General features: G+C 37.6%; 20 protein-coding genes and 1 riboswitch. Of the genes, 3 read left to right on the forward strand and 17 right to left on the reverse strand.

Features of this window, described 5'->3' with window-relative positions; genetic code table 11:
• The first annotated feature begins 69 nt into the window (after window positions 1-69).
• Complete coding sequence (locus AC4BB5_RS14185; RefSeq protein WP_490456754.1) at window positions 70-1,794, forward strand: ABC transporter ATP-binding protein; 1,725 nt, start codon at window positions 70-72, stop codon at window positions 1,792-1,794.
• Window positions 1,791-3,554 carry an ABC transporter ATP-binding protein gene (locus AC4BB5_RS14190; RefSeq protein ID WP_490456755.1) on the forward strand — a complete coding sequence of 588 codons (1,764 nt, stop codon included), beginning with the start codon at window positions 1,791-1,793 and terminating at the stop codon, window positions 3,552-3,554. Before AC4BB5_RS14185 ends, AC4BB5_RS14190 begins: the two co-directional genes overlap by 4 nt.
• Window positions 3,555-3,616: 62 nt before the next feature.
• Here AC4BB5_RS14190 and AC4BB5_RS14195 read toward each other — a convergent pair whose 3' ends face one another.
• The gene (locus tag AC4BB5_RS14195) at window positions 3,617-4,153 is read right to left on the reverse strand and encodes a folate family ECF transporter S component (protein WP_490456756.1); all 537 of its coding nucleotides are present in this window, start codon (window positions 4,151-4,153) and stop codon (window positions 3,617-3,619) included.
• Between the two features lie 151 nt (window positions 4,154-4,304).
• A riboswitch (THF riboswitch) is annotated at window positions 4,305-4,406 on the reverse strand.
• 73 nt (window positions 4,407-4,479) lie between these two features.
• Window positions 4,480-4,902, reverse strand: coding sequence for a methylglyoxal synthase (gene mgsA / locus AC4BB5_RS14200; protein ID WP_490456757.1), 423 nt, complete (start codon window positions 4,900-4,902; stop codon window positions 4,480-4,482).
• A gap of 185 nt (window positions 4,903-5,087) precedes the next feature.
• On the opposite strand from mgsA, the gene AC4BB5_RS14205 reads away from it, so the two are divergent.
• Window positions 5,088-6,197, forward strand: coding sequence for an ABC transporter ATP-binding protein (locus AC4BB5_RS14205; RefSeq protein WP_490456758.1), 1,110 nt, complete (start codon window positions 5,088-5,090; stop codon window positions 6,195-6,197).
• A gap of 50 nt (window positions 6,198-6,247) precedes the next feature.
• Here the strand turns inward: AC4BB5_RS14205 and AC4BB5_RS14210 are convergent, their stop codons facing one another.
• From AC4BB5_RS14210 to gcvPA, 15 genes are all read right to left on the reverse strand, one after another.
• Window positions 6,248-6,880 (reverse strand): hypothetical protein, encoded by a 633-nt coding sequence (locus AC4BB5_RS14210; RefSeq protein ID WP_490456759.1) that lies wholly within the window; start codon window positions 6,878-6,880, stop codon window positions 6,248-6,250.
• A 114-nt stretch (window positions 6,881-6,994) separates the two neighbouring features.
• Window positions 6,995-7,690 (reverse strand): winged helix-turn-helix domain-containing protein, encoded by a 696-nt coding sequence (locus AC4BB5_RS14215; protein WP_490456760.1) that lies wholly within the window; start codon window positions 7,688-7,690, stop codon window positions 6,995-6,997.
• Window positions 7,691-7,712: 22 nt separating this feature from the next.
• Complete coding sequence (lepB, locus tag AC4BB5_RS14220) at window positions 7,713-8,330, reverse strand: signal peptidase I (protein WP_490456761.1); 618 nt, start codon at window positions 8,328-8,330, stop codon at window positions 7,713-7,715.
• A gap of 13 nt (window positions 8,331-8,343) precedes the next feature.
• Window positions 8,344-9,021: a hypothetical protein gene (locus AC4BB5_RS14225; RefSeq protein WP_490456762.1), complete on the reverse strand. Its 678-nt coding sequence runs from the start codon at window positions 9,019-9,021 to the stop codon at window positions 8,344-8,346.
• Window positions 9,022-9,035: 14 nt separating this feature from the next.
• Entirely contained in the window at window positions 9,036-10,130 is a 1,095-nt protein-coding gene (locus tag AC4BB5_RS14230; RefSeq protein ID WP_490456763.1) for a WxLIP family cell surface protein, read from the reverse strand.
• 132 nt (window positions 10,131-10,262) lie between these two features.
• Window positions 10,263-11,099, reverse strand: a complete 837-nt coding sequence (locus AC4BB5_RS14235; protein ID WP_490456764.1) for a WxL domain-containing protein — start codon at window positions 11,097-11,099, stop codon at window positions 10,263-10,265.
• 68 nt (window positions 11,100-11,167) lie between these two features.
• Window positions 11,168-11,977 carry a WxL domain-containing protein gene (locus tag AC4BB5_RS14240; protein ID WP_490456765.1) on the reverse strand — a complete coding sequence of 270 codons (810 nt, stop codon included), beginning with the start codon at window positions 11,975-11,977 and terminating at the stop codon, window positions 11,168-11,170.
• Window positions 11,974-12,330: an EF2685/EF0750 family sortase-dependent surface protein gene (locus AC4BB5_RS14245; protein WP_490456766.1), complete on the reverse strand. Its 357-nt coding sequence runs from the start codon at window positions 12,328-12,330 to the stop codon at window positions 11,974-11,976. Before AC4BB5_RS14245 ends, AC4BB5_RS14240 begins: the two co-directional genes overlap by 4 nt.
• A 16-nt stretch (window positions 12,331-12,346) precedes the next feature.
• Window positions 12,347-14,809 carry a MucBP domain-containing protein gene (locus AC4BB5_RS14250; protein ID WP_490456767.1) on the reverse strand — a complete coding sequence of 821 codons (2,463 nt, stop codon included), beginning with the start codon at window positions 14,807-14,809 and terminating at the stop codon, window positions 12,347-12,349.
• Window positions 14,810-15,407: 598 nt separating this feature from the next.
• Window positions 15,408-16,508: a tyrosine-type recombinase/integrase gene (locus AC4BB5_RS14255; RefSeq protein WP_490456768.1), complete on the reverse strand. Its 1,101-nt coding sequence runs from the start codon at window positions 16,506-16,508 to the stop codon at window positions 15,408-15,410.
• Between the two features lie 633 nt (window positions 16,509-17,141).
• Window positions 17,142-18,806, reverse strand: a complete 1,665-nt coding sequence (locus tag AC4BB5_RS14260; RefSeq protein ID WP_490456769.1) for a formate--tetrahydrofolate ligase — start codon at window positions 18,804-18,806, stop codon at window positions 17,142-17,144.
• Between the two features lie 26 nt (window positions 18,807-18,832).
• On the reverse strand, window positions 18,833-20,020 hold the full coding sequence (locus tag AC4BB5_RS14265; protein ID WP_490456770.1) for a M20 metallopeptidase family protein: 1,188 nt from the start codon (window positions 20,018-20,020) through the stop codon (window positions 18,833-18,835).
• A gap of 137 nt (window positions 20,021-20,157) precedes the next feature.
• Window positions 20,158-21,540, reverse strand: a complete 1,383-nt coding sequence (lpdA, locus tag AC4BB5_RS14270) for a dihydrolipoyl dehydrogenase (RefSeq protein ID WP_490456771.1) — start codon at window positions 21,538-21,540, stop codon at window positions 20,158-20,160.
• Window positions 21,541-21,931: 391 nt separating this feature from the next.
• Window positions 21,932-23,380 carry an aminomethyl-transferring glycine dehydrogenase subunit GcvPB gene (gene gcvPB / locus AC4BB5_RS14275; protein ID WP_490456772.1) on the reverse strand — a complete coding sequence of 483 codons (1,449 nt, stop codon included), beginning with the start codon at window positions 23,378-23,380 and terminating at the stop codon, window positions 21,932-21,934.
• Complete coding sequence (gene gcvPA, locus AC4BB5_RS14280; protein WP_490456773.1) at window positions 23,377-24,693, reverse strand: aminomethyl-transferring glycine dehydrogenase subunit GcvPA; 1,317 nt, start codon at window positions 24,691-24,693, stop codon at window positions 23,377-23,379. Before gcvPA ends, gcvPB begins: the two co-directional genes overlap by 4 nt.
• Between the last annotated feature and the right edge of the window lies 1 nt (window position 24,694).

A 24,694-nucleotide genomic window follows, 5' to 3' on the forward strand; every position in this document is an offset into this window, starting at 1 on the left:
TTCGTTTTTCTACAGGTCTGTTACGTTTTAATCATATCTAGCTATGCTTTTAAATTTAGGAGGAAAACAATGTTTAGTTTACTCACACATGCAAAAAAATACCGCAAGCAAATTATTCTCGGACCATTTTTCAAGTTTTTAGAAGCTTGCTTTGAATTAGTTTTGCCATTATTTATGGCTCGTTTAGTTGATCAGGGAATTAGAAATAACGACCGATCCTATGTGATTCAAATGGCAGGATGGATGCTTTTAATGTCAGTTATCGGGTTGATCTGTGTCATGATCTGTCAATATTATTCTTCTATTGCATCTCAAGGCTTCGGAACAGAATTAAGGAATCAACTGATGAAAAAAATCAATCAACTTTCCCACGCTGAGTTAAACAGTTTTGGAACAGATACCTTAATTACACGCATGACAAATGATATCAATCAGTTACAATTAGCTTTGGCAATGTTGATTCGACTTGTGATTCGCGCACCATTTTTAAGTATTGGTTCTGTTATTATGGCTTTTTATATCAATATAGAAATGGGTCTGATTTTTCTTCTTATGTTACCGATATTTTGTCTAATTCTTTATTTCATTATAAAGACTACAGTCCCTTTGTATAAAAAAGTTCAAGAAAAACTGGATTTGTTAAACCGACAAATCAACCAAAATTTAAGTGGTGTTCGGGTCATTAGAGCCTTCGCTAGAAAACAAACAGAAGAAAAACATGTCAATGATGTCACAGACGATCTTTCTTCTATTTATATTCGTGTTTCCAACATTTCAGCTTTGCTTACACCTGCTACTACCTTAGTGATGAACCTTGGTATTTTAGCTCTGCTTTACCTTGGCGGAATCAAAGTAGAATTTGGCGGATTACAACAAGGTGAAGTACTGGCATTGATCAATTATATGAATCAAATGCTGTTAGCTTTAATTGTTGTTTCGAATTTAGTGATCATTTTCACTCGGGCCTCAGCATCTGCTTCAAGAGTTAGCGAAGTTTTTGCTATTGTTCCAAGTATCCAATCAGAAAATTCAGAGATTACTGTTACTGAACCAGCAAAAGGGATTTTATTTGATCACGTCTCCTTCCGTTATCAAGCTGCTGCTGGGTTAACTTTGACAGATATTTCTTTGCAGATTCCAGCAAATTCAGTCTTAGGTATCACTGGCCCCACGGGTAGTGGAAAAAGTACTTTGACTCAGTTGATCCCCCGTTTTTATGATACAAGCAAAGGTAATCTCTTTGTTGATGGGGTCAATGTCCGTGACTGGCCTATAGATAAACTACGCAAAAAAATTGCGATCACACCTCAAACTGCAATTTTATTTACAGGAACAATTCGTGAAAATCTTCAATGGGGCAAAGAAAATGCTACGGATGAAGAATGTTGGCAAGCATTAGAAATTGCTCAATGTAAAGATTTTGTTAAAAACTTAAGCGAGGGCTTAGATACACAAGTATACGAAGGCGGGAAAAATTTTTCTGGCGGTCAAAAGCAACGTTTGACGATTGCCCGCGCCTTGATCCATAAACCAGATGTTTTGATCTTAGATGATTCTTTAAGTGCCTTAGATTACCAAACAGATTTAAATTTACGAACTGCTTTACGTCAAAATTTAAAAGAAACGACACTCATTCTAATATCTCAACGTATCAGCTCAATACAACATGCTGATCAAATTTTAGTTTTATCTAGTGGTAAACAAGTCGGTTTAGGGACACATGAAGAATTATTGGACCATTCCGAAGCTTATCGAGAAATAGTTGCTTCACAAGAGGAGGAAAGCAAATCGTGACATCGAAAAAAACATTTACCAATTCTTTTAATCGGTTCATGCCATATTTGCTCCGATACCCTAAAGAAATGATTACAGCGGTTTTTCTTGGTATTCTTAGTGGATTAACTACGGTTTTAATGACTTATTATATGGGGAAATCCGTTGATACAATGATTGCAGAAGGAAATGTTGACTTCATGAGGCTCTTACGATTACTCACTATATTAGCCGGTATTCTAGTTATTACAGTTGTTAGCCAATGGTTGATTCAGCGTTTAGGTAACCGAGTTTCTTATCTTTCTGTTGCAGAATTACGAAAAGATGCCTTCGCTCATTTAAATCGACTTCCGCTAAATTATTACGATCAGACTTCTCACGGAAATATTGTCAGCCGCTTCACTAATGATATGGATAATATTTCAGTAGCTTGTTCTGCTGTGTTTAATCAATTATTCTCAGGTTTATCTGTCGTGATCATCGCATTTTTCTTTATGCTTAAATTAAGTCCAGTTCTTACAGCTGTCGTTTTGGTTGCGACACCGATTATTTTTCTAGTCAATTGGTTAGTCGCAAAATCATCTCAGAAAAACTTTTCTGCTCAACAACAAATCGTAGGTGAAATATCTGGTTTTGTTTCTGAGATGGTTGGAAACCAAAAAATAGTTAAAGCTTTTCAACAAGAAAACGTTTCTCAGCAACGCTTTGAATCATTGAATCAAACATTATATGTACGGGGTCAAAAGGCGCAGTTCTCTTCTTCTTTGACTAATCCGTTATCTCGTTTTATTGATCATCTAGCCTATTTATCTATTGGTCTGGTCGGTGGCTTGTTATTATTAAGTGGTAACCAAGCAATCACCATCGGCGTAATTTCGAGTTTCACGATTTATTCCAGCCAATTTTCTAAACCATTTATTGAACTATCTGGTATCACGACACAAATCCAAACTGCCTTAGCTGGTTTAGATCGCACATTTGAAATCATCAACCAAACAGAGGAAAAACCAGATACTAAACATGCTTTTGTGCTAAACGACGTCGTTGGAAAAGTAATATTTGAACAGGTGGATTTCTCTTATACACCCTCAAAACGATTGATCCAAAATTTTAATCTAACTGCCTTACCTGGTGAAACAATTGCCATTGTTGGAAAAACTGGAGCTGGCAAATCAACCTTAGTTAATTTACTGATGCGTTTTTATGAAGTAGATAGCGGTCAAATTTCAATCGATGGTCATAAAATTACTCAAGTCACAAGAGACAGTTTACGAAAAAGTTTTGGGATGGTTTTACAAGATACTTGGTTATTTGATAGTACAATCCGTGATAATCTAACGTATGGAAACCCTACAGCAACAGATGACCAAATCGAAACTGCCATGAAAAAAGCTTATATTTTTGATTTTGTCAGCCACTTACCTAAAGGGTTAGACACACTGATCGGTGCAAGCGGTATTAAAATTTCCGAAGGGCAAAGACAATTGATGACGATTGCCCGAACAATGATCAGTGATCCCCCAATGTTGATTTTAGATGAGGCCACAAGTTCCGTAGATACATTGACAGAAAAAAACATACAAGATGCCTTTTTGCAAATGATGGATGGCCGTACAAGTTTTGTAATTGCTCATCGCCTTTCAACCATCAAAAATGCGAATAAAATTTTAGTGATGGAACAAGGTTCTGTAGTCGAGATAGGCAGTCATGATGAGTTGATTCATAAAAAAGATGGTTATTATCATGCCTTGTATGAAGCGCAATTCAAGAATCAATTGTGAGATGAATAAATAGTAAAAAACCTCAAACTTCCTTGGGATGTAGGATTGTTTGAGGTCTTTTTTTATTTAAAATTCGTTAATGATTTACTCAAAAATTGCTTATAAGGAACTTTATTCCCTAGATAGTAGGTGACAAAAACCTGTATCGGGAAAAAGATAATGTTTTTCACGATTCGAGGTGCCCACCAAGCTAAATTGGAAATATTTACACCATACATCAATCCAAGCCATAAAGGCGTTAGAAACATATGAATAATCAAAGTAACAGATAAAGTCGCCATAATCACCCGTTTCCAAGTTAGGTCTTTCTTATAATAGAAGAATCCATAAATTGCGCCGGAAATAAAGGCGTTCAATGTAAATCCGGGAAAATAAGGTCCTTTTGGAAATAACAACATACCGACTGTGTCCGCTACGGCACTGCCGATCCCTGTCCAAAATGGCCCAAAAAGAATGGCCATCAGTGATTCTGGAATAAAGGTCAAACTAATTCGTAAAAATTGGGTTTCAAACGAAATAAATCGGGTAAAAACCACCATTAACGCAATTAATAAACTCATCAACGTAATGGTTCGTGTATCAATTTTTCTTTTCTTCATTTCTAGCATCTCCTCTAAGAGCTGCTACACAAAATATGCAGCGAATGCGAAAACAAAACCGCGAATACAGAAAAATAGAACGAACTGGGTATCTCTTTTGAAAATTAGGAATGTGACGCTGTCTGTCACACTCATATTTATCTTTTTTCCAAGAAGCTAGTTCGTACAGCTAAACCACTGTTCTCATATATTCTTCGTCCGAAAGGCAACATCCCATCCTTCCAGCACTTAACGCTTTATTTCCTACTCTGTTTTATTTAGGCCTAAGCCTAAAGGCAATATAGCATATTCCCTACATTGCTGCAACTAACTTTGAATAAAAATAGTTAGAAAGACAATGGCTTATTATCTATTTCATGAACCACATTTCTAAAATCAGCAAATCCTGCCTGCAATCCTCTTAATAATATTTCAGCCGTCCCAATATTTGTGGCTAATGGAATCTCATAAACATCACTCAAGCGTATCAACGCTGTAACATCTGGTTCATGAGGTTGGGCAGCTAATGGGTCGCGTAAAAATATCACCATATCCAACTTATCCTCTGAAATCATTGCCCCAATTTGCTGATCACCACCTAAAGGCCCAGACTTAAATCGATGAACAGGCAGCCCAGTCGCTTCCGAGATTCTCAAACCAGTTGTCCCAGTAGCGAATAGTTCATGTTCTTTTAAAATCAGCTGATACGCTAACGTTAATTTGACCATTAAATCTTTTTTTCGATCATGTGCTATCAATGCAATTTTCATTGTCGACCCCTCAATTCAGTTCTTTTCCTCATTATAACAAAGTCTTCCACTATAAAGTTAAAGGAACGATTGCTGTTTTGTCACTTTGACGAATAAATGTATTTTTTCTTGTGCAATGTTCCGTTGAGGTTGTGTAGCGCTTTCATTTATACTTACGATATAAAATAAAGAAAAGAGTGACGACAATGGTAGAAATGGCGCTAAAACATGTCTATAAAAAATATGATAATGCAGAAAATTATTCTGTAACAGATTTTAATTTAGAAATTGCAGACCGTGAGTTTATTGTTTTTGTCGGTCCTTCTGGCTGCGGTAAATCAACAACATTACGCATGATCGCAGGGTTAGAAGATATCACTGAAGGTGAACTTACTATTGGTGATAAAGTAATGAATGATGTAGCACCAAAAGATCGTGATATCGCAATGGTTTTTCAAAACTATGCATTGTATCCTCATATGACTGTTTTTGATAATATGGCATTTGGTTTGAAACTACGTAAATATGACAAAGCTGAAATCAAGAAACGTGTTGAAAATGCCGGAGAAATTCTAGGTTTGACTGACTATTTACAGCGTAAACCTGCGGCTTTATCAGGTGGACAACGCCAACGTGTCGCATTAGGTCGAGCAATTGTCCGTGATGCAAAAGTATTCTTGATGGATGAACCTCTATCAAACTTAGATGCAAAATTACGTGTTGCGATGCGTGCAGAAATCGCTAAATTACATCGTCGTCTAGAAACAACGACCGTTTACGTTACCCATGATCAAACAGAAGCTATGACCATGGCAGATCGAATCGTCATCATGAAAGACGGCTTTATCCAACAAATCGGGTCACCAAAAGAAGTCTACAATACGCCTAACAATATCTTTGTTGCAGGATTTATTGGCTCACCTGCTATGAACTTCTTTAATGTTACGCTAAACAAAGGTGTAATCCGTGATGGTCATGGATTAGAACTAATCATTCCAGAAGGTAAAAATAAATTATTAGTTGAAAAAGGCTACGAAGGAAAATCTGTTATTTTTGGAATCAGACCAGAAGATATCCACAGTGAACAAGTTGCCTTAGATACAATGAATGACGCTGTCGTTCGCTCTGAAGTTGTCGTATCTGAACTATTGGGTGCTGAGACAATGCTTTATACAAAATTAGGTGATACAGAATTCATCTCAAAAGTTGATGCTCGTGATTTCCACAAACCTGAAGAAATGGTCGATTTAGCATTCAATATCAACAAGGCTCACTTCTTTGACCCTGAAACTGAGCAAGTGATTAAATTACCGTAAATCCTATACGCAAAAAGATGAGTAGCGAATTTGTACGCTACTCATCTTTTTTATACAACTGTTTCAGCCTCTTGGGGAAGACTGTCTACTCTTGCTTGCTCCAATTTTTTAGCCTGACTAAATATTGGAATATTAAATTGTTTACTTAATGCATTTGCTACAAAATAAGCAATGTTGTAATCAATCAAACTATGGATCAATCCACCAATCCCCATCAACAGAAAGATCGAGTACATATACCCTTGAGTATAGTACGTCTCTGGCATATTTCCCATCGTATAAAAAACACTTACTACAGCTAATTCTGCGGCAGAATGTATTAAGCCAATCACAAAGTTAAAAAGTTGGAAGCGACCATTGAATAACACAAACTTGTTTTTAGATAGAACGGTTGTAGGATTTTTCTGTAAATAAGTTGCTCCTATAACTGCAAAAATCAAATGAGAAAGTGCTCTCAATGCAATGATCGGTGTTGCCGATAGAAAGAAACCAAAGCCAGTACCTAAACTAACTGCAATCGCTACACTTGGCGAAAAAAACATCGCTAAAAATAGCGGCACATGACTTGCTAATGTAAACGAGGCTGGACCTATCGTAATTCTTGGCATAACCATAGGAATAATAATACCCATAGCGACCAGTAATGCTGCAATTGTCAAATGCCTAACTGAATTTTTTTTCATGTTATCCTCCAATGTGTCTTGACATATATGATACTACCTATTTTACGAAAAAACCACAGATGTGTCAAGACACATCTGTGGTTTTTCTATTTTTAGTTTTCTAAGCTTATCACTTTAAACATTATCCAGCCAATAACCTTTAGAACGTACAGTTTTAATCACTTCTGGCTGTTTGATATCTCGTTCAAGCTTACTTCGCAAGTGGAAAACGATATTACTGACTCGATACGTATTAGAGGTGTCTTCTCCCTCTTGTTGCCATATTTCATCCCATATCTCTTCATATGTCACCACTTGTCCCGCATTTCTATATAACAAATCCATCACTTGATACTCCAAACGCGTCAAGCGGATCGCTTTTTGCTCTCCTATTTTTACGGTACTGTTTCTTGCATTTAGCTGAATCAGTCCTTCTCTTTCTTCAACGAAAGGAGAATCAACTTCTTTGCTTTTCAGGTCTGTCTTAAACCGTTTTAAATGATTGGTTAGGGTCAAGAGCCACTCTTCCATCGTCAATTGATTGGTCACTACTCCATCGGCACCCAAACTTCGGTAAACTTTTCGCGTACTTTCGCTTTCTAATGTGGTCCAAACCCATAATAATGCGTTCGTTACTTTTCGTGCATGCAATAAATATTCACAAATTCCCGCAATCTGCTCCAGTGATTGCTCATAAATCAGAAGTAAATCATATGGCTTTTCTTCTAACTGTTCTTGTGAACCAATCACGCCCACTTGCCATTCTCTTGGCCATTGCACGTCACTTTTCACGCTATTTTCTTCAAACGTAACGATTCCTACTTTGTACATCCTATTCTCCTCTCTACCGCTCTCATCGATGATTTAGGTTCACTACACCGATGATTTCTTCTTTTTTTATCACACCATACTCTCGGCTATCTGTTGAATACAAACGATTATCTCCCATCACAAAATAAGAATCGTCTGGTAATTCTTGTTTTCCCGTTAGTTCATATAAGCTAAACGCCTTGGTATACACAAAGCCATTCTCAAAGGCTGCTTTTTTTTCTGAAGCGATAAAGGGTTCTGATCGTTCTTCTTCATTAATAAACAATTGATCCTTTGTATACGCTATTTTCTCTGTGGGTAACCCGATCACACGTCTTAACTCAGGTTTCTGTGCATTTTTACGCTGGATCAACACTATCGTATGGCGCTGGATCCGTTGTTGTTTTTCAACCAACACATACTCCCCGGGCTTCAAGGTTGGGCTCATTGCGTAACTGTCTACTTTCGCTACACTAAAAAAGAAAAAGGATTGCGCATAGAGCAGGAATAACGTGAGGATTAAGCCGCAAATGAGTTCTATTCGTAGCTGTTTTTGCTTTTTACGCCGGGCTTTTTTCTTAAGTTCCTGCTTTCGCTTTTTGGACTTCCCACGTTGAGGTTGCTTATTACGTGAAGGGGGGAGTTGTTTTTTTCTGCTCATGATCAGATCCTACTTAAGACTTGCTTTTGGCTTTTTTTAACGCTGCTTCATCGACCTTGTACAACTCAAATACTTTCTTTTGATACCCGCGGATACGTTTGACATCTGCTTGATACTCTGTGACCACTTCGTCATTTCCATAAAAACCATCGGTCATACGCATCGCATTCGTCCCGAGATCCAACATTGCTTTATAATAACGATTCAAGGTCAACTGCCCTTCTTCTGTGTTCAACTCACTCGCTTTATTGGCGCCATAACTAGTGATGGCCCCCGCTAAATAACGGATATTCCCATTTAGTTTTTCCTTGCTTTCACTTTCCATTTTCGCCTTTTCCAACTGCTCCTCAAAATCATTCAATAAAAAGTAACTTTTTACTACCGAATCTTCATCTTTATGACTTAAGCTCATTGCTTGGTAATACGACACCCCTTGACTACCGCCAAAGAATAGAAGGGTTAGGATGCAATACAGGATGGTTCGACGCTTGTTTTTCTTCTTTTGCCCCTGTAAGTATTTCCGCTTTCGAGCAAGTTGTCGTTTCCGTTTTGCCCCTTTTCCTCGCTTTTTTGCAAGGCGTTTGGTTTCTTTTGTCGTTTTGATGAAGAAAAAGAAGGCCAAAAGGAAAAGTAATCCGCTAAGGATCGTCAATGTTAGAAGCACGAGTATAGTGATTTCCAATACAGTCATTTCTGTCCCCTACCTTACTTCGTGCTCTTTTTTTCTTTTTTTCTGTTCTTTCTGTCTTTTTCCTTCTTTTTAGTATTCATGAAGCGAATGCCGCCTAAAAGACCCACCACAACGACGAATATTCCCACTGCTACCCCAATGATCAAGGGCCAATTTACGCCTTTTTCTCGTACTAAGTCGACGTCTTCTTGGTTAAATTTATCTGCTTCTTCATCCGTGATCGTAAAGTCTTCCTGCCATGTCCATTTTTGATCCCCAGCTGTCGCTAGGATATTCGCTGTATACTTCCCTGGCACCATTTTTTCCCCATTCATCGTAACCGGGAAATGGAAAAAGGTATTGGGCGCGACATTCACGCTTGATTTCTTCGTTTCGTATAACACTTCTGCTTTTCCTTTTGGTGTGACTTGCACTTCCATTGATAGCTTTCGTAAAAAAGCGGCCTTCGTATTAGAGACATTCACAAAAATGGTATTGCGATAATTGAATTGCCCCACTTCTACTTTGTTCAAGGCGAGTTCGGGTTTGACTTCTTTGTCTGTTTCTTGAAGTACCATCGCAATCACATACGCATATTTATTGGCAATATTTGCCCCTTCTTTTACGGGTTTCTCTTCTTTTGTCTCTTCTTCAATCGTTTTTAATTGAATTCCCCCAACGATGATCCCATCATATGACGTTTCTGGCATTGTAATCGTAATAGGGACTGTTTTTTCTTCTTTAGGGGCTAAGGTGACTGTTTCCTGTGCCTTTACTAAATCTACAAAATCAAATTTTAAGGACGCATCTTTTTCAATTTGGCTAGGTCCATACTCAATCACACCGTTAGAGTTCGTTCTCGTGCCATTCAGACTGATCCCAATCGTTAATTCTTCCTCGCCTAGATTTTTCATCAAGAGACTGACTTCTTGTTTTTGTCCGGGGCTCATCTTTAAATCAAAATACCCATTTTCTTCTTTTTGGTTCTCTGGATAATTGAGTTCATAATAAAAACCTGTCGCGCCTTGCGCGTCTTCGGCTGAGGGGGCTTTGGCATATGTATTGACTGGGGCATTGATGAGTCCGATCATCATCATCAAGAATAAAATGTATGTGTTCTTTTTTGTCATTTGGCTCGTCATCCTTTACTTAATAATGAACAGAGGCTGACAGTTAGTATCTGCCAACCTCTTGTTCTTGCTATTCTCACGTAAGGGCTATCCTTAGTGAAGAAACGTGTTCTCTATTGTCTCGTGAAACGACTATGGTGCTGGTGTGTATTCAATTGACCAAGTGATATCTGCTTGGTAAGTGCCTAATTCAATTGTTTGAGCAGGGACTTTTAAAGTAACTGAACTAGCTGATTCACCGATTCCTGTAATAGGTGCGCCTGGACGTAAAACATTCGTTGCTTCAAAGTCAGCTGATTGTCCAAATTCTGCAGAATACGTTCCTAAACCAACCGCTCCTGTAGACTTTGTATTATCAAAGACTAACTGCTGCCCTGAATTTGCATTAGCTGGGTCAGCCATACTTAAGATGAAGTTCCCTGGTTCACCCGCTGGCCAGTAGCTAACATTTTCTTGTGTTGAATTTAATAAACCATTTTTATACGAAATCGTTGCTTTTTCTAATGTTTTGTCTGCTTTTGTTGTGTGTGTAAATTGTTTTGTCATTTCTGCTTTGATTGCGTACTTGTGGTCATCTCCCGCACGTTTGTCTGTCCATTGTACGTAAGGGCCACGTACTTTTCCTGCTGTTTCTGTGCCATCTGGGGCAACTTCTGTCACTGGAATTTCTGCCGCTGTGTACGTTTCTGTTTTTGTAGATACTTTTTGTTGCCCAAAATTCAATACGGCTATACGGTCAATCGTAATCGGACCAAAGTTTGGGTTTTTGTCTACAGTATCTGGGTTTTCAGGTTTGATTGTCCCTGGTTTCTCTGGATCGATATCTTCATTGTCGCCATTGTCTTCAATGATTTCGATGATCCCTTTTCCTTTTAATGAATGCTCATCCGCAAAAGCCGTTGCGCTTCCTGCTAGTGATGCTGAAACGATGGCTGCTAAGGCAACCGTACATAGTGTTCTTGTTTTCATTGTGTTTTCCTCCTAAAAATGTGTGTGTTTTTTTTATATAGTTACTTGCTTGCACAAGTGAACTCCAATTAAGTTGGCAAAGCTGCCAAGATCCAGGTCAATTCTGTTTCATATTGCACTGGCTTGATGACTGTTCTCTCTGGAACAGTTAAGAAAATTGCTTTGTTTCCATAAACTTGTTGCTGCTCAAAGTCTGGGTCTACAATCGCCTCACCAGATGGCGTTGTTTTTGGAAACAGAGTGTTTTCTTGTTGATTATGGTTGTGTTCGGATGCCCCGAACTCGATCGTCCACTGGCCTTTCCCGCTGCCTATTTCGGCAATCGCAACATTTTGAGTGGTGGCCAGTTCTGAAATCTCGATCGTGTCTTTGGTGACAAGGGGCGCTGTCTCCCACGTGTAGACACTATTGGCCCATCCATGGTCTAAAGACAAGGTCGCTCCTTTTAATTCTTGGGCTTCTTTTTCTTGAATGATTGTGTTTCTAAATTGATATTCTTGTCGTACTTGTAACGTCCAACCCTTTTTATCTGAGCGTTCATCCGTAATTTGGATATAACTCCCTCTGGGCGTTGTGCCATCGTGAAACAATTGGGCATTGGCGAAGAACTGTCGGTTCTGTTTCTCGATTTTGTTCTGTCCAAAATTAAAAGAGGAAACAAAATCAATACGCAATGGCCCATCTGTTGACGGACTTGGTCCAGGGTCTACTGGATTTTCTGGGTTTTCTGGATCGATCGGCTGTTTCGGGATCCCCCCAATCATTTCGATGTTTCCCGTCCCAGCTAAGTCATTTCTTTCGGCATAACCTGCAGTTGGCAAGCCTAGTGCTAACAGAGTCAAGCAAGAAAGAGGAAGGATTGTTTTTAAGTAGTTCATTGATCCTCCTCCTTCACTGACCGATTTTTCTTCACTCGTAAAAACAGAAGTACGGCCCCTAGAGCCAGCAACACACCGATCCATGTAAATGGACTTTGGATGATTTCACCCGTACTCGGCAATTTGCCTTTTGGTTTTGTGCTTGGGAGTTCTTTAGAAGAACTGATTTCCATTGGTTTTGGCGGTTCACTGGTGCTAGAGCTTATCGGCTCAGTGCTTGATTCTTCATAGAAACCAACTACGCCATTGGTCGTTACTTGACCGCCCTCTGCGGAGGCCTTTTGTGTATTCGCCGTCCCCATTCCAATGAGAAGCAACAGAGCGAAAACTAGTCGTTTATAGCTTTTTTTCATATCTCTCCTCCTTCTCTTATGGATCAGGCGTCGCGGCTAATTCCCACAGAATTTCGCCTTGGTAACTGCCCAACTTTTTGACATCGCCTGGGTCGACTTCTAACTTGAAGCCATCTCCTGCTTTGGTTTTTTTCCATGTTTTACTGATATTAACAGGTTGATTATCAATGCTAGAATGAACCATAATCGGTTGTGCTTCTTTTGTTAATATCATCTCTTTTCCCTGATAGACATAACGAATAGCATCTTTCAAAATAACAGTGGCTTCAGCTGTATTCGACATCTCATCTGTTAGTTTAGCGTTTAATGTCCATTTTGTTTTAACAGGTCGACTATCTTGAACGACTAAATCAACATCATAATCTGGATCATCCACTCTTATATTCTGAGCTTTATATGAATGTGTTCGAAAATTAAGTACAGGAGGCGCTGAAACAAGGACTAATTTCCCTGCTTTACGATAAATCAAAGTGATTGTTTTCAACTCTTTTTCATAGTTCCCGCTTAACGGTGCTCCTTCAGATCGGAGATATTCATATCCATCAACCATTTCATTCGTAGGATCAAGAACATATTTTTCACCAACAATACCATTTAAAGATTTATCATCTTTTATTGGTGTACCAGCTTCATCTTTATATTGAACAATTATTTGCCCAAGATTAGATTCTGCATACACTTTATAAACATTTTTAGCTGCATCAAATGTGATTTTTTGAGAGCTTTCAGTCAAGTTACCGCTAAAATCCCATTTATTGTATTCCTCTTGGCCTAAAGTTTCCTTAACAATTCCTAACGCATCTGCTTTGCTCAATGTCTCACCATATTTTATAGAAGAAAGTTTTGCATTTATTGACGAATACGTAACCGTACCATTGTGGGCATTAAAGTGATTCCCTACAATCGTCTGCTTCTTCTCGTAGTTATTAGCATCTGCCTTATCTCCTGCCCCTTTGTAATGGTAAAGCTCAATTGCAGCTTCTGTGACAGGTGAAAACAATTGTGGTATCCCCTTGGTTACTTTATTAAATTCTTCGAATTCTGAGTTGACAAAATTTAGCTTTGACTCCGCGTAGGAAGGAAGCAGATCACCCATCTTCTTATTCACAACTGCTGAATCGAGAGAATTAACTTTAAACCGTCCAGTGTCATTCTCAGTATTACTAAGATTTATACTGGCAGGTCTAGGGACTGTTACCGATGTGGAGCCTTTGTCAGAAATCAATGAATTAGGAACAAATTCAAAATCTGTTCCGATATTTTCCAGATTATAGAGAGTTGATGGTCTAACTGGAAGAGCATCGACCAGTAACTTTTGAATGAGTGCACCTGAGCTAGCTGCATTATCTTTATTAATGGTCATATATGCCCATCTATCACGACCTACGATATTATCTGTTTGCCATTTATTTGCTGTTGTACCACTAGCACCAGCAAGAGCATTCTGAGAATGGTCATATCGAACTGCCAGATAAATAGGCCTTTTTTGCGGATCAGCTAATGCTGCTGGTTTCTGCCTAAAGAGATTCCAATATGATCTTAATGACATACCATATCTCTGAACTGTAGTAGTGGGCTTTGGTTGAGAGTCATTCAATTGAAAATCTGACATCGTCACAATAACTGGAATTGAATCAGTATCATAGGTTGTATTCATTAGATTCGTTGCGTCTGCAATAAATGCCGGCACATCGTCATTGTTATATTGTGGCTCAGCTTGGTAAGCGCTACTAATTATTCCCATATAATTACTTTCTTTTCCGAAGAAACCTGTATTTATCTGGCGGTTAAATCCCCCAATATTGTTTCTTTCGGAATTGTACCCTAACAAGGAAACTTTACTTCCTTCATAGTTTTCTATGACATATTTAGATAGAGCCTCAACATCTTTTTTCGCACGCAATCGAGCATTTGGAGATGTTCCTATAGAGTTATTCATAGAACCTGACCAATCCAAAACAAACATAATATTATACTTCAGAGATCTTTGATCTTCTGGTACTGAAGGTATACCATATTCCAATTCATATTCCCCAGCATCATTAGGATAATTACTCAAAGATAAAATACTTGGATCCATCGCATCAAATACAGTTCGTTCTTCTAATTTTCTAACCGTTTCAATCAACAACATTCTTGCTAGATCTGAACTAACACCATCAATTGCTTCTAAACTAGATTTATAGGCTTTTTCAATTGCCATTAATGAACCTTCTGTCCATTGAGCATTATCCTTATAAACACGATCTGGATTTACGCCTTTTTGCTTTTCTAGAAAAGCCTCAACCTCTTTTTGTGCGGTTTCTAAATCAGCGGATTCCCAAGTCCTGTAGCTACTATCTATGGAGAATGATCCTCCTGCTTTCTTTTGGGCTTTAATAGGTATTGCTGTACTAAAAGATGTTACTATTCCCAAAAGCAAGATTCCCAGTAACAACAGAACCTGTCTATATCTTTTTTTATTTAATTTATTCCCCATATTTTTCCTCCTTTCACAATTTAATATATATTTCATTTTTTATATCAGCCTACATTCAAAGTAAACTTGCCGACCATAAAAAGAACTCTGCTCTGTATGTTTTAGCTTCTATCTGAACGAGGGTTGGTATAAAAATTGAAAACAAAGATGATTGTATTCGAAATATTTTTTTATTTTTCCGGCTTATAGTATTATTAAATAAACCATTCTCAATAAATCTATTTATAATAATTAATTTACATAAAAATCATTTTCTTTATATTTCAAGTTTACTACAGTATCAATTGAACAAATTTCAATTGATACTGAAAAAAAAGAAATAAACAAATGTATAACGTTAATTAAAAATTTTAGAATAGGTTGAACGAAAGCTTCATTTTAATTTCTTGTTTTTTCACAAAACAGGAAACAGCACCTTAAAATCCTTATATATAGCTATTTTACTTTCTGATTTGACGATGAAATTGACGGCTGATAATAAAAAAATAAGCCCTACTCATATGAGTAAAGCTAATCATAAAGATAATGTTATCAAAATAAAATAACTGCAGACACAAAAATAAACAAAAAGATATTATTTATATATTTAACAAATAAATCAAACGAGTGATAGTTTTTTTATTGCAGCTCGTTGTTCTTCTAAGAATGAGTTAGTATAAGTATCTAGCGTCAACTTTATAGATGAGTGACCTAGCAATGAACTAATGGCGGCTATATTCACTCCTAATTCTACACAACGTGTGGCGAAAGTATGACGAAGCGCGTGAAAAGGTATGTTAAATAACCCCAGTTTTTGTTTAATTTTTTCAAAGCGATAACTAACTGTCCGAGGCTCGATTGAATGATTGTCACTTGTTACAACATACTCAGATATAGACTGATTTTTCCAACGTAGTAATATTTTTTTTATTTTTTCCGTTAACGGAATAATTCGAGTCGAATTTACCGTTTTCGGCGCTGTTTCCACAATTTTTGACCGTTGTCCAGTACCACTAGGCAAATAAATTCGTTGCTTTGTCCGTTCAACTCTTAATAAAGACGTCTCAAAATCGATATCTGTCCATTTCAATGCACAGATTTCACCAATGCGCATACCTGTTTCTAGTGCTAATAAAATAGGCAGTCCTTTCTCATCATTTAGACTTTCTGTTTCTACAGCTTTCTGTTGAGCACGAGTCAAAGCTTGTATCTTTTTTTTCGAATTTTTAGGTAAGGCGGTATTCTCGCAGGGGTTTAAATAAATGTATCCTCGTTCTCTCGCAGCTTCAAAACAACTTTTGACAATCCGAAATACAATTCTTATTGAGCTCGATGCCAATGACTTGGCTAACAATTGAACGAATCGATCAATCGTTAATGGAGTAATCTTTTTTAGCGGATAGCTTTCTAAAAAAGGTAAAATATGTATTTGTAATTTATTACTATAACTGGCAAAAGTGCTCTCTTTGATTTTATGTGCCATGATTTCTGTCAACCAAAGGTTTGCCCAATTGCCAAAAGTCCCTTGAAATTCTTTTGCTCTATTCGTATAAAAAGCGGTTACTTGTACTTTTTTCTCAATCATCTTTTCTTTCACTGCACGATAAGTACGTCCATAGACATAGCCATAATAAATAGACCCATCTGCTTTTCTAGCCTTAGGGTAGCGCCCTTCCCAACGACCATCTTTTCGTTTATAAATATTTTCACCTTTAGCCAAAATATATCAAATCCTTTCTACTTGTATTGACGGCGGAACTGACGGCGGAAAAAAACGAATCGTCTCTTGTAGACTTCCACACTATTTTTCTTGATGAAATCACTATCGGATTTCTTCTTTTAGGAAAAGTCAGTCCGAATTCCTACTTTTTTCTTTCTCTCAAAACTCGATTTAAATATATGAATTCTCATTTTTTTACATATTTAACAAAAATATTGAAAATAATTATGAGATATTTCTAGCTTAGCTACTTGATTTCTATCAAACACTCGAATAGAATTAGGTATGTTATTAAGATAACCATTTATAATTTAAATAAAAGACGTTTCCTGTTTTGTGAAAAAACAAGAAACGTTTTTCATTTAAACAAATTATACAATACATATAAATGATATATATTTCTTGTTTTACTGAGAAAACAGTAAATTTTATTTTTAAACCAGTTCTTTATAACCCCTAGTTCCAATCTATAAATTAACTACCTCTGTAATCAGTTCTTCATTACAGTTCTTAAAACCAAGAAAAAACTGGCTAATATAGTGAATTAGTATCTTTATTTACTCTTTTCAAAAAAAAGAGCAAAACAAAACTATTAGTTAGTTTTGTTTTGCTCTTGCAATTTCCGATAAATGACTAGAATAAGCCTATAATCTTCCCGTCAGAATCGACATCGATTTTTTCATATGCTGCTTTTTTAGGTAATCCAGGCATAGTCATCACAGTCCCAGTGTATGCAACAATAAATCCTGCCCCCGCAGATATCTTGATATTACTGATTGTTATCGTAAAATCAGTTGGTCTTCCCAATTTTGTCTGATCATCTGAAAATGAATATTGTGTTTTAGCCATACAAATAGGTAAATGGCCAAATCCAAGTTTTTCCAGTTTAGCTATTTCTCTTTCAGCAATCGGTTCATACCGAACTGCATTTCCGCCATAAACTTTCTCCACGATAGCACTGATTTTTCCCTTGATCGGTAATTCATCTGGATAAGCAAATGAAAAATGATTTTCTTGTTCAGTTAAACGAACAACTTCTCTTGCCAATTCTTCACCGCCAGCACCACCATGCGCCCAAACATCTGAAAGAACAACATTTACATTGCGTTTTTGACATTCTTCCTTAACAAGCTCAAGTTCTGCATCTGTATCTGTAGGAAACTTATTGATTGCAACAACTGTCGGTAAGCCAAATACAGTTGTTGTATTTTCAATATGTTTTAAAAGATTTGGTAATCCGTCTGTTAATGCCGCAATATTTTCGACGCCAAGTTGATCTTTTGGAACACCTCCATGCATTTTTAGTGCACGAACAGTTGCTACAACAACAACGGCAGAAGGACGAATACCTGATTTTCGACATTTAATATCTATGAATTTTTCTGCTCCTAAGTCAGCACCAAAGCCACCTTCTGTCACAACATAATCCGCTAATTTTCTAGCTGTATTTGTTGCTATCACACTATTACAACCATGTGCAATATTTGCAAATGGTCCACCATGGATCAAAGCAGGATTATTTTCTAATGTTTGTACTAAATTAGGTTTGATGGCCTCTTTCAATAAAGCTGTCATTGCACCTTGAGCATTCAATTCTCTGGCGGTAACTGGTTGATTATCGTACGTATAACCAATTATGATATTTCCTAGATTCTCTTTTAAATCTTCAATATCATTAGATAAACACAATACAGCCATAATTTCTGACGCTACTGTGATTTCAAAGCCATCTTCTCTGGGAACACCATTAACTCGAGCACCTAAACCATCAACGATGTGTCTTAGTTGTCGATCATTCATATCCACAGCTCGTTTCCAAGTGATTCGGCGATTATCAATCCCTAACTCATTTCCTTGGAAAATATGATTGTCAATAACTGCAGCCAACAAATTATTCGCTGCGCCGATTGCATGGAAATCACCAGTAAAATGAAGATTGATATCTTCCATAGGGACAACTTGCGCATATCCGCCCCCTGCTGCTCCTCCTTTAATTCCAAAAACTGGACCTAAAGAAGGCTCTCTTAAAGCAATGATTGCATTTTTCCCAATTTTGTTTAAACCATCACCTAATCCAACAACAGTTGTTGTTTTTCCTTCTCCTGCAGGTGTTGGAGTAATTGCGGTGACTAAAATGACTTTCCCTTCTTTATTTGTTTTGATTTTTTCAACTTCAACTTTTGCTTTATATTTTCCATATAATTCAAATTCTTCTTCAGCTAAACCAATTTTTTCTGCAATTTTTGTAATTGGTAACATTGTTGCTTCTTGAGCTATTTCAATATCCGATTTGCTCATTTTTCCCCCTCCATTTCTCCCTAGCTTTACTCTTTATTTAACCAAGATATTGCTGTATTTACATAAACTTTTGTCCCTTCGATCAAGACCGATTCATCAAAAACAATAGCTGGATTATGAAGATTGATATCTTCTTCTGATGCAACTAATAGAACCGTTGTTGTTGGAATCAGCTGACTGATTTCACCAAAATCCTCACTGCCCATAAGAGGAGTTGATGTAGGAATTGACACGATTCGCTCGACTCCAAATGTTTCTGTCAAAGATTCTTTGATAAATGTTGTTAAATCTGGATCATTTACATTCGTCGTACAACCATTCGTGAAAATTACTTCTGCTTCCGCACGAAAAGCTTTCGCAATGTTTTCAGCCATTGCTGTCATCCGCTCTTTAACTTGAGTACGGACATCTTCTTTTAAGGTTCGTAAGGTTCCTTTCATCACTGTTGTTTCTGGGATAATATTTGAAGCCCCGGGAGTTCCACCAGTAAATTCACCGATAGTTAGAACAAAACGTTCTTCTGAACCAATCTCTCTTGCAGAAAGCTCTTGTAAAGCTGTATAAATATGAACCGCTACGTTAATCGGATCAATCGACGTCTCAGGTTGAGAACCGTGTCCACCTCGTCCTTTAATATTGATCTCAAACCAATCAGCACTAGCCATAAAAGTTCCAGCTGGAGTTGGCATAATTTGCCCTGCTTTAAGTCCTTTAAAAGGGAAAACATGGATCATCATACCCGCGTCAACTTTAGGGTTTTCTAATACATGATTCTCGATACAAACTTTCGATCCTGAGAGAATTTCTTCACCTGGTTGAAATAGTAATTTTACTTGACCATTTAGCTCGTCTTCAAATTCTTTTAATAATTTAGCCGCTCCCAGCAGCATGGTTGTATGCATATCATGACCGCATGCGTGCATATAACCATTTTCAGATTTAAATGGTAGTTCAGTCAGCTCTCTAATCGGTAACGCATCCATATCTCCACGTAATAAGAATGTTTTGCCACTTTTTTTACCGGCAACTACTGTGATACCTGATTCTCCGCAAGATTGCGGCTCATAACCATATTCAGTTAGTTTCTCTTTTACAAAAGCAACCGTATTTGGTAGATCCATCCCAATTTCTGGATTCTGATGAAGATGTCTTCTAATTTGAACCAGTTCCGCTTCTAAATTATTGGCAAAACTTTTTTGTTTTTCTGTCAGCATTATTTTTTCTCCTTTTCTTTTTAAAACAAAGTGACTTTTGATGGCTTTGTAAAAACCAATAATACACCCAAAACTAACGAACAAGATCCTTCTCTTATCATAGTACCAAACATTTCAGTTTATTTGCCAATTTTCTGTTATTTTTTAGGCATTGTGTGGATTCCAAGTCCTTGAAGATTTTCATAAGCCTCGCCTATTCCTTCATTATATGTTGGATGGGGATGAACAATTGACATTACTTTGTCGATAGTCAAACCATTAACAATTGCTGTCGTAAATTCACTAATCATATCTGTGGCCCGATCACACATTAGCTGAGCACCAATGATTTTGTCACTCTGTCCATCAGCAATAACTTTGATAAATCCTAATGAACTTCCTGCAATCATTGTTTTTCCGTTTCCAGCCATATTGTATTTGCCGACTGTCACAGAGATTCCTTTATTTTGAGCCTCACCCTCAGTCATCCCCACAGAAGCGATTTCAGGCGTAGTATAAACACAAGAAGGAATAACCTCTAAATCATACTCCATTGCTTTTTTATTCATCGCCAAAACAGCATTCACTCCTTGAGCAGAAGCTACGTGGGCCAACTGTGTGCCACGGCTTGCTACATCTCCAACAGCATAAATACCTTTAATAGACGTTTCAAAAGAGTCATCGACCCAAATACTTTGATTCTCTATTTCTATAGCTAGCTCAGATGAAAACAAGCCTTCAAAGCTTGCCTTTCGACCAGTAGCGATCAAAACTGCATCACTCGTAACAGAATTTTCTTTTCCTTTAGTCGTATAGGTACATGTCAGCTGCGGCTCATTTGAAATGCTCGTTACGATTGATTTTGTCGCTACTTTGATTCCTTGTTTTTTTAGAATCATTGCTAATTTTTTTGAAATTTCATTATCAAAATTCGGTAACAACGTATTAGCTGTTTCAATAATCGTTACGTCACAACCTAACTCGTTAAAGATCGTAGCAAATTCTACGCCAATCACGCCACCACCGATAATGGTCATTTTTTCATAAGTATTCGAGTGTTCTAAAAGCTCGTTACTTGTTACTATCTCTGGGAGATCACTGCCTGGAATTGGTGGAATTGCTGGTTTTGAACCTGATGCAATCAAGATTTTTTCGGTCTCGTATGTTGAACCCTCAACTTCTATTATACCTGCCTTAATAATTCGAGCTGTACCAAAGATCAATTCGATGCTATTTGCTTTAACCAAACCTTCGATTCCTTGAACAAGATTATCAACAACTTTATTTTTTTTAGCGTAAATTTCTTCCATGTTAATTTGAATATCCTTAACATGAACACCACTTTCGCTCGCATTTTTTATTTCACGAACCGTTTCAGCTGAATGCAATAATGCTTTCGTTGGAATACACCCTCGGTTCAAACAAGTTCCACCAACACGGTCCCGTTCAACAAGAGCAACTTTCATGCCCAGTTGAGCTGCTTTGATTGCCGCAACATACCCACCGGGACCCGCCCCGATTATGATTAGATCATACCGCATACTTTTCCTCCTTACTATAAAAGCGTAGCAGGCTCGTTCAGCTCTGACAGGAAAATAGGAAAAATTAACTGTGATGTTCTTTATCACATTGAATTTTTATCTTTTTCCCGAAGAGCTAGCCTGCATAGCTAGATAACATATAGGTAACAACGTTACGCTTCGCTTCACCTTGTACTTTTCAACATCAATTCACTTTATTCATTGTGTTTCAAAGCAAAAGCGTAGCAGGCTCGTTCAGCTCTGACAGGAAAATAGGAAAAATTAACTGTGATGTTCTTTATCACATTGAATTTTTATCTTTTTCCCGAAGAGCTAGCCTGCATAGCTAGATAACATGTAGGTAACAACGTTACGCTTTACTTCACCTTGTACTTTTCAACATCCGCTGACTTTATTCACTGTGTTTCAAAGTAAAATCATATCGAACAATCGGATGCCTAGCAGCTCTTACTTCATCTACGCGGTGGATTTGAGCGTGAAGAGGATATTCATGAAAAGCTTCTGGATTTTTATGAGCGTCTTCATAAAGCTTACGGTAAACGGCAATCGCATCATCCATCCGTTCTTTCGATTCTGTTTCAGGTGGTTCGACCATTAATGCTTCTGGCACAGTTAATGGGAAATACATTGTTGGTGGATACATATTGTGATCTAAAATCCCTTTAGCTATGTCTAGCGCTGTAACACCTGTTTCTTTCTTCAATTTGTCCAAGCTGATCACAAATTCATGCATACATGAGTCGCCATACGGTACTTCAAAAATATCTTTTAATTCATGAAGCATATAATTGGCATTCAGCACCGCACTTTTAGAAGCAGATGAAATTCCTTCTGATCCTAAAAATAAAATATATGTCAACGCACGCAAGAAGACTGAAAATTGACCATAAAACCCTTTCACTAATCCAATCGAATTCTCAGGCCTCGTAAAGCTTATTTTAGAGCCTTCATTGACTGGATAATAATCAGGTAAAAATGGTTTTAATAATGATTTACATCCTACAGCACCAGAACCTGGACCGCCACCACCATGGGGCGTTGAGAAAGTTTTGTGTAGATTTAGATGAATAATATCAAAGCCCATATCTCCTGGACGAGCAACCCCCATAATGGCATTTAAATTAGCACCATCATAATAATTCAACCCACCAGCGTCGTGGACGATTTTCGTGATTTCTAAAATATTTTTATCAAATATCCCTGCTGTATTTGGGTTGGTCAACATCAAACCGGCTGTATCTTCGCCAACGGCATCTCTCAAAGCTTCGATGTCAACACATCCATATTTATCGGATGGAATATTAACTGTGATCATCCCTGTCATTGCCACACTCGCAGGGTTTGTTCCATGAGCAGAATCGGGTACAATGATTTTGTTCCTTTGCGGTTGACCATTTTTTTCGTGATAGGCTTTAATCATCAATAAGCTAGTAAATTCACCATGTGCTCCTGCTGCGGGTTGAAACGTTATTGCATTCATCCCAGTGATTTCTTTCAACAACATTTCTGCCATAGTAAACACTTCTAACGAACCTTGAACTGTATGTTCTGGCTGTAAAGGATGGATATTGGCAAAAGCAGGATATGCGGCCATTTCATCATTGATTTTAGGATTATATTTCATCGTACAAGATCCTAAAGGATAAAAGCCGTTGTTGATGCCAAATGTTGCATCAGCCAGTTCTGTATAATGACGACTGATTTCAGGTTGAGGAAGTGATGGCAAATGAAGTTCTTTTTGACGCTTCATTTCATCTGGAAGAGCTGCGGTGGGTACATCACAAGGAGAAATCATTTCGTTATAATACCCTTTTACACTACGTTCAAAAATCAACTTCATTGTTCACACGCCTCCTTCACCAATGCGACTACTTCATCTATTTGTTCTTTCGTATTCATTTCTGTCACACACCATAGTAAGCCTTGCTCCATAGGATAACCACCCAAGATATCATGTTCTTCTAATTTAGCTAAAACCACTTCATTTGATACTGGAAAAGTTGTCACAAATTCGTGGAAAAACGGACTATCATCGGTTCGTTTTACCCCTTGGATTTGAGTTAATTGATCCAAAAGATAATGAGCTTTACTATAACACTGCTGCGCTACTTCTTGAATGCCTCGGGCACCCATCGTACTCATATAGACTGCATTTGTTAAGGCGCAAAGCGCTTGATTCGAACAGATATTAGAGGCCGCTTTCTCTCTTCGAATATGTTGTTCACGAGCTTGCAGCGTTAAGACAAAGGCTCGATCGCCCGCTTCGTCCACGGTTTCACCAGCAATCCGTCCAGGTAGTTTACGAATCATTTTTTCCTTTGTCGCAATAAAACCAATATAGGGTCCGCCAAAAGCTAACGGTATTCCAAATGGTTGTGAATCACCAACGGCAATATCTGCATTGACTTCGCCAGCAGTTTTCAATACCGTACTAGCCACAGGATTAACACTCATAATAAATTTGGCTTTTGCTTCATGAACTATTTCAGCTATTGTTTCAACTGGTTCAATTCCGCCATAATAATTTGGCTGTTGGACAATGAAACACGCACTCGTATCATCTAGTTTTTCTTTTAAAACAGATAAATCTGTCAATCCATCTTTTTCAGGAATCATGACAAATTCGATTTCTCTTGAACTAAAATAAGTCAAAGCCGTTTGAATCGTCATTGGGTTAGTTGTTTCAGAAATCAAGACTTTTAAGCGTTTTTTTTCTAAACACATATTGATTGCCTCAGCAGCAGCCGTTGCACCATCGTAAACAGAAGCATTTGTTGCATCCATTCCTGTAATTTCGCAAATCATTGTTTGATATTCAAAAATCGACTGTAACAGCCCTTGACTGATTTCAGGTTGATAAGGAGTATAAGAGGTCATGAATTCTTCTTTTGCTGAAATTTGCTTCACAATGGCCGGGATGTAGTGATTGTAGGCACCCGCACCACGGAAAATACTTGAGAAGACTTTGTTTTTCTTGCCCATATTTTCCAAAATACGACGTACTTCAAACTCCGATTTTCCCGCTGGAATATCCAAATTTTCTACAATCATTTCTTTAGGGATATCTTGATAAAGATCACTCATATTTTTTAAACCGATTGTTTTTAGCATTTCTTGTTGTTGTTGTTCCGTTGAGCCAAGATAGTTACCCATT

The sequence above is a fragment of the Enterococcus sp. AMC1252 genome, from assembly GCF_058216515.1.

What these genes read in the sequence shown, in the direction of transcription:
- AC4BB5_RS14260 (WP_490456769.1), bottom strand. Translation starts at nt 18,806, where the DNA reads ATGAGCAAATCGGATATTGAAATAGCTCAAGAAGCAACAATGTTACCA.
- AC4BB5_RS14185 (WP_490456754.1), top strand. Translation starts at nt 70, where the DNA reads ATGTTTAGTTTACTCACACATGCAAAAAAATACCGCAAGCAAATTATT.
- gcvPB (WP_490456772.1), bottom strand. Translation starts at nt 23,380, where the DNA reads ATGAAGTTGATTTTTGAACGTAGTGTAAAAGGGTATTATAACGAAATG.
- AC4BB5_RS14250 (WP_490456767.1), bottom strand. Translation starts at nt 14,809, where the DNA reads ATGGGGAATAAATTAAATAAAAAAAGATATAGACAGGTTCTGTTGTTA.
- lepB (WP_490456761.1), bottom strand. Translation starts at nt 8,330, where the DNA reads ATGAGCAGAAAAAAACAACTCCCCCCTTCACGTAATAAGCAACCTCAA.
- AC4BB5_RS14235 (WP_490456764.1), bottom strand. Translation starts at nt 11,099, where the DNA reads ATGAAAACAAGAACACTATGTACGGTTGCCTTAGCAGCCATCGTTTCA.
- AC4BB5_RS14240 (WP_490456765.1), bottom strand. Translation starts at nt 11,977, where the DNA reads ATGAACTACTTAAAAACAATCCTTCCTCTTTCTTGCTTGACTCTGTTA.
- AC4BB5_RS14205 (WP_490456758.1), top strand. Translation starts at nt 5,088, where the DNA reads ATGGTAGAAATGGCGCTAAAACATGTCTATAAAAAATATGATAATGCA.
- mgsA (WP_490456757.1), bottom strand. Translation starts at nt 4,902, where the DNA reads ATGAAAATTGCATTGATAGCACATGATCGAAAAAAAGATTTAATGGTC.
- AC4BB5_RS14245 (WP_490456766.1), bottom strand. Translation starts at nt 12,330, where the DNA reads ATGAAAAAAAGCTATAAACGACTAGTTTTCGCTCTGTTGCTTCTCATT.
- AC4BB5_RS14215 (WP_490456760.1), bottom strand. Translation starts at nt 7,690, where the DNA reads ATGTACAAAGTAGGAATCGTTACGTTTGAAGAAAATAGCGTGAAAAGT.
- AC4BB5_RS14265 (WP_490456770.1), bottom strand. Translation starts at nt 20,020, where the DNA reads ATGCTGACAGAAAAACAAAAAAGTTTTGCCAATAATTTAGAAGCGGAA.
- AC4BB5_RS14230 (WP_490456763.1), bottom strand. Translation starts at nt 10,130, where the DNA reads ATGACAAAAAAGAACACATACATTTTATTCTTGATGATGATGATCGGA.
- AC4BB5_RS14225 (WP_490456762.1), bottom strand. Translation starts at nt 9,021, where the DNA reads ATGACTGTATTGGAAATCACTATACTCGTGCTTCTAACATTGACGATC.
- AC4BB5_RS14195 (WP_490456756.1), bottom strand. Translation starts at nt 4,153, where the DNA reads ATGAAGAAAAGAAAAATTGATACACGAACCATTACGTTGATGAGTTTA.
- lpdA (WP_490456771.1), bottom strand. Translation starts at nt 21,540, where the DNA reads ATGCGGTATGATCTAATCATAATCGGGGCGGGTCCCGGTGGGTATGTT.
- AC4BB5_RS14210 (WP_490456759.1), bottom strand. Translation starts at nt 6,880, where the DNA reads ATGAAAAAAAATTCAGTTAGGCATTTGACAATTGCAGCATTACTGGTC.
- gcvPA (WP_490456773.1), bottom strand. Translation starts at nt 24,693, where the DNA reads ATGGGTAACTATCTTGGCTCAACGGAACAACAACAACAAGAAATGCTA.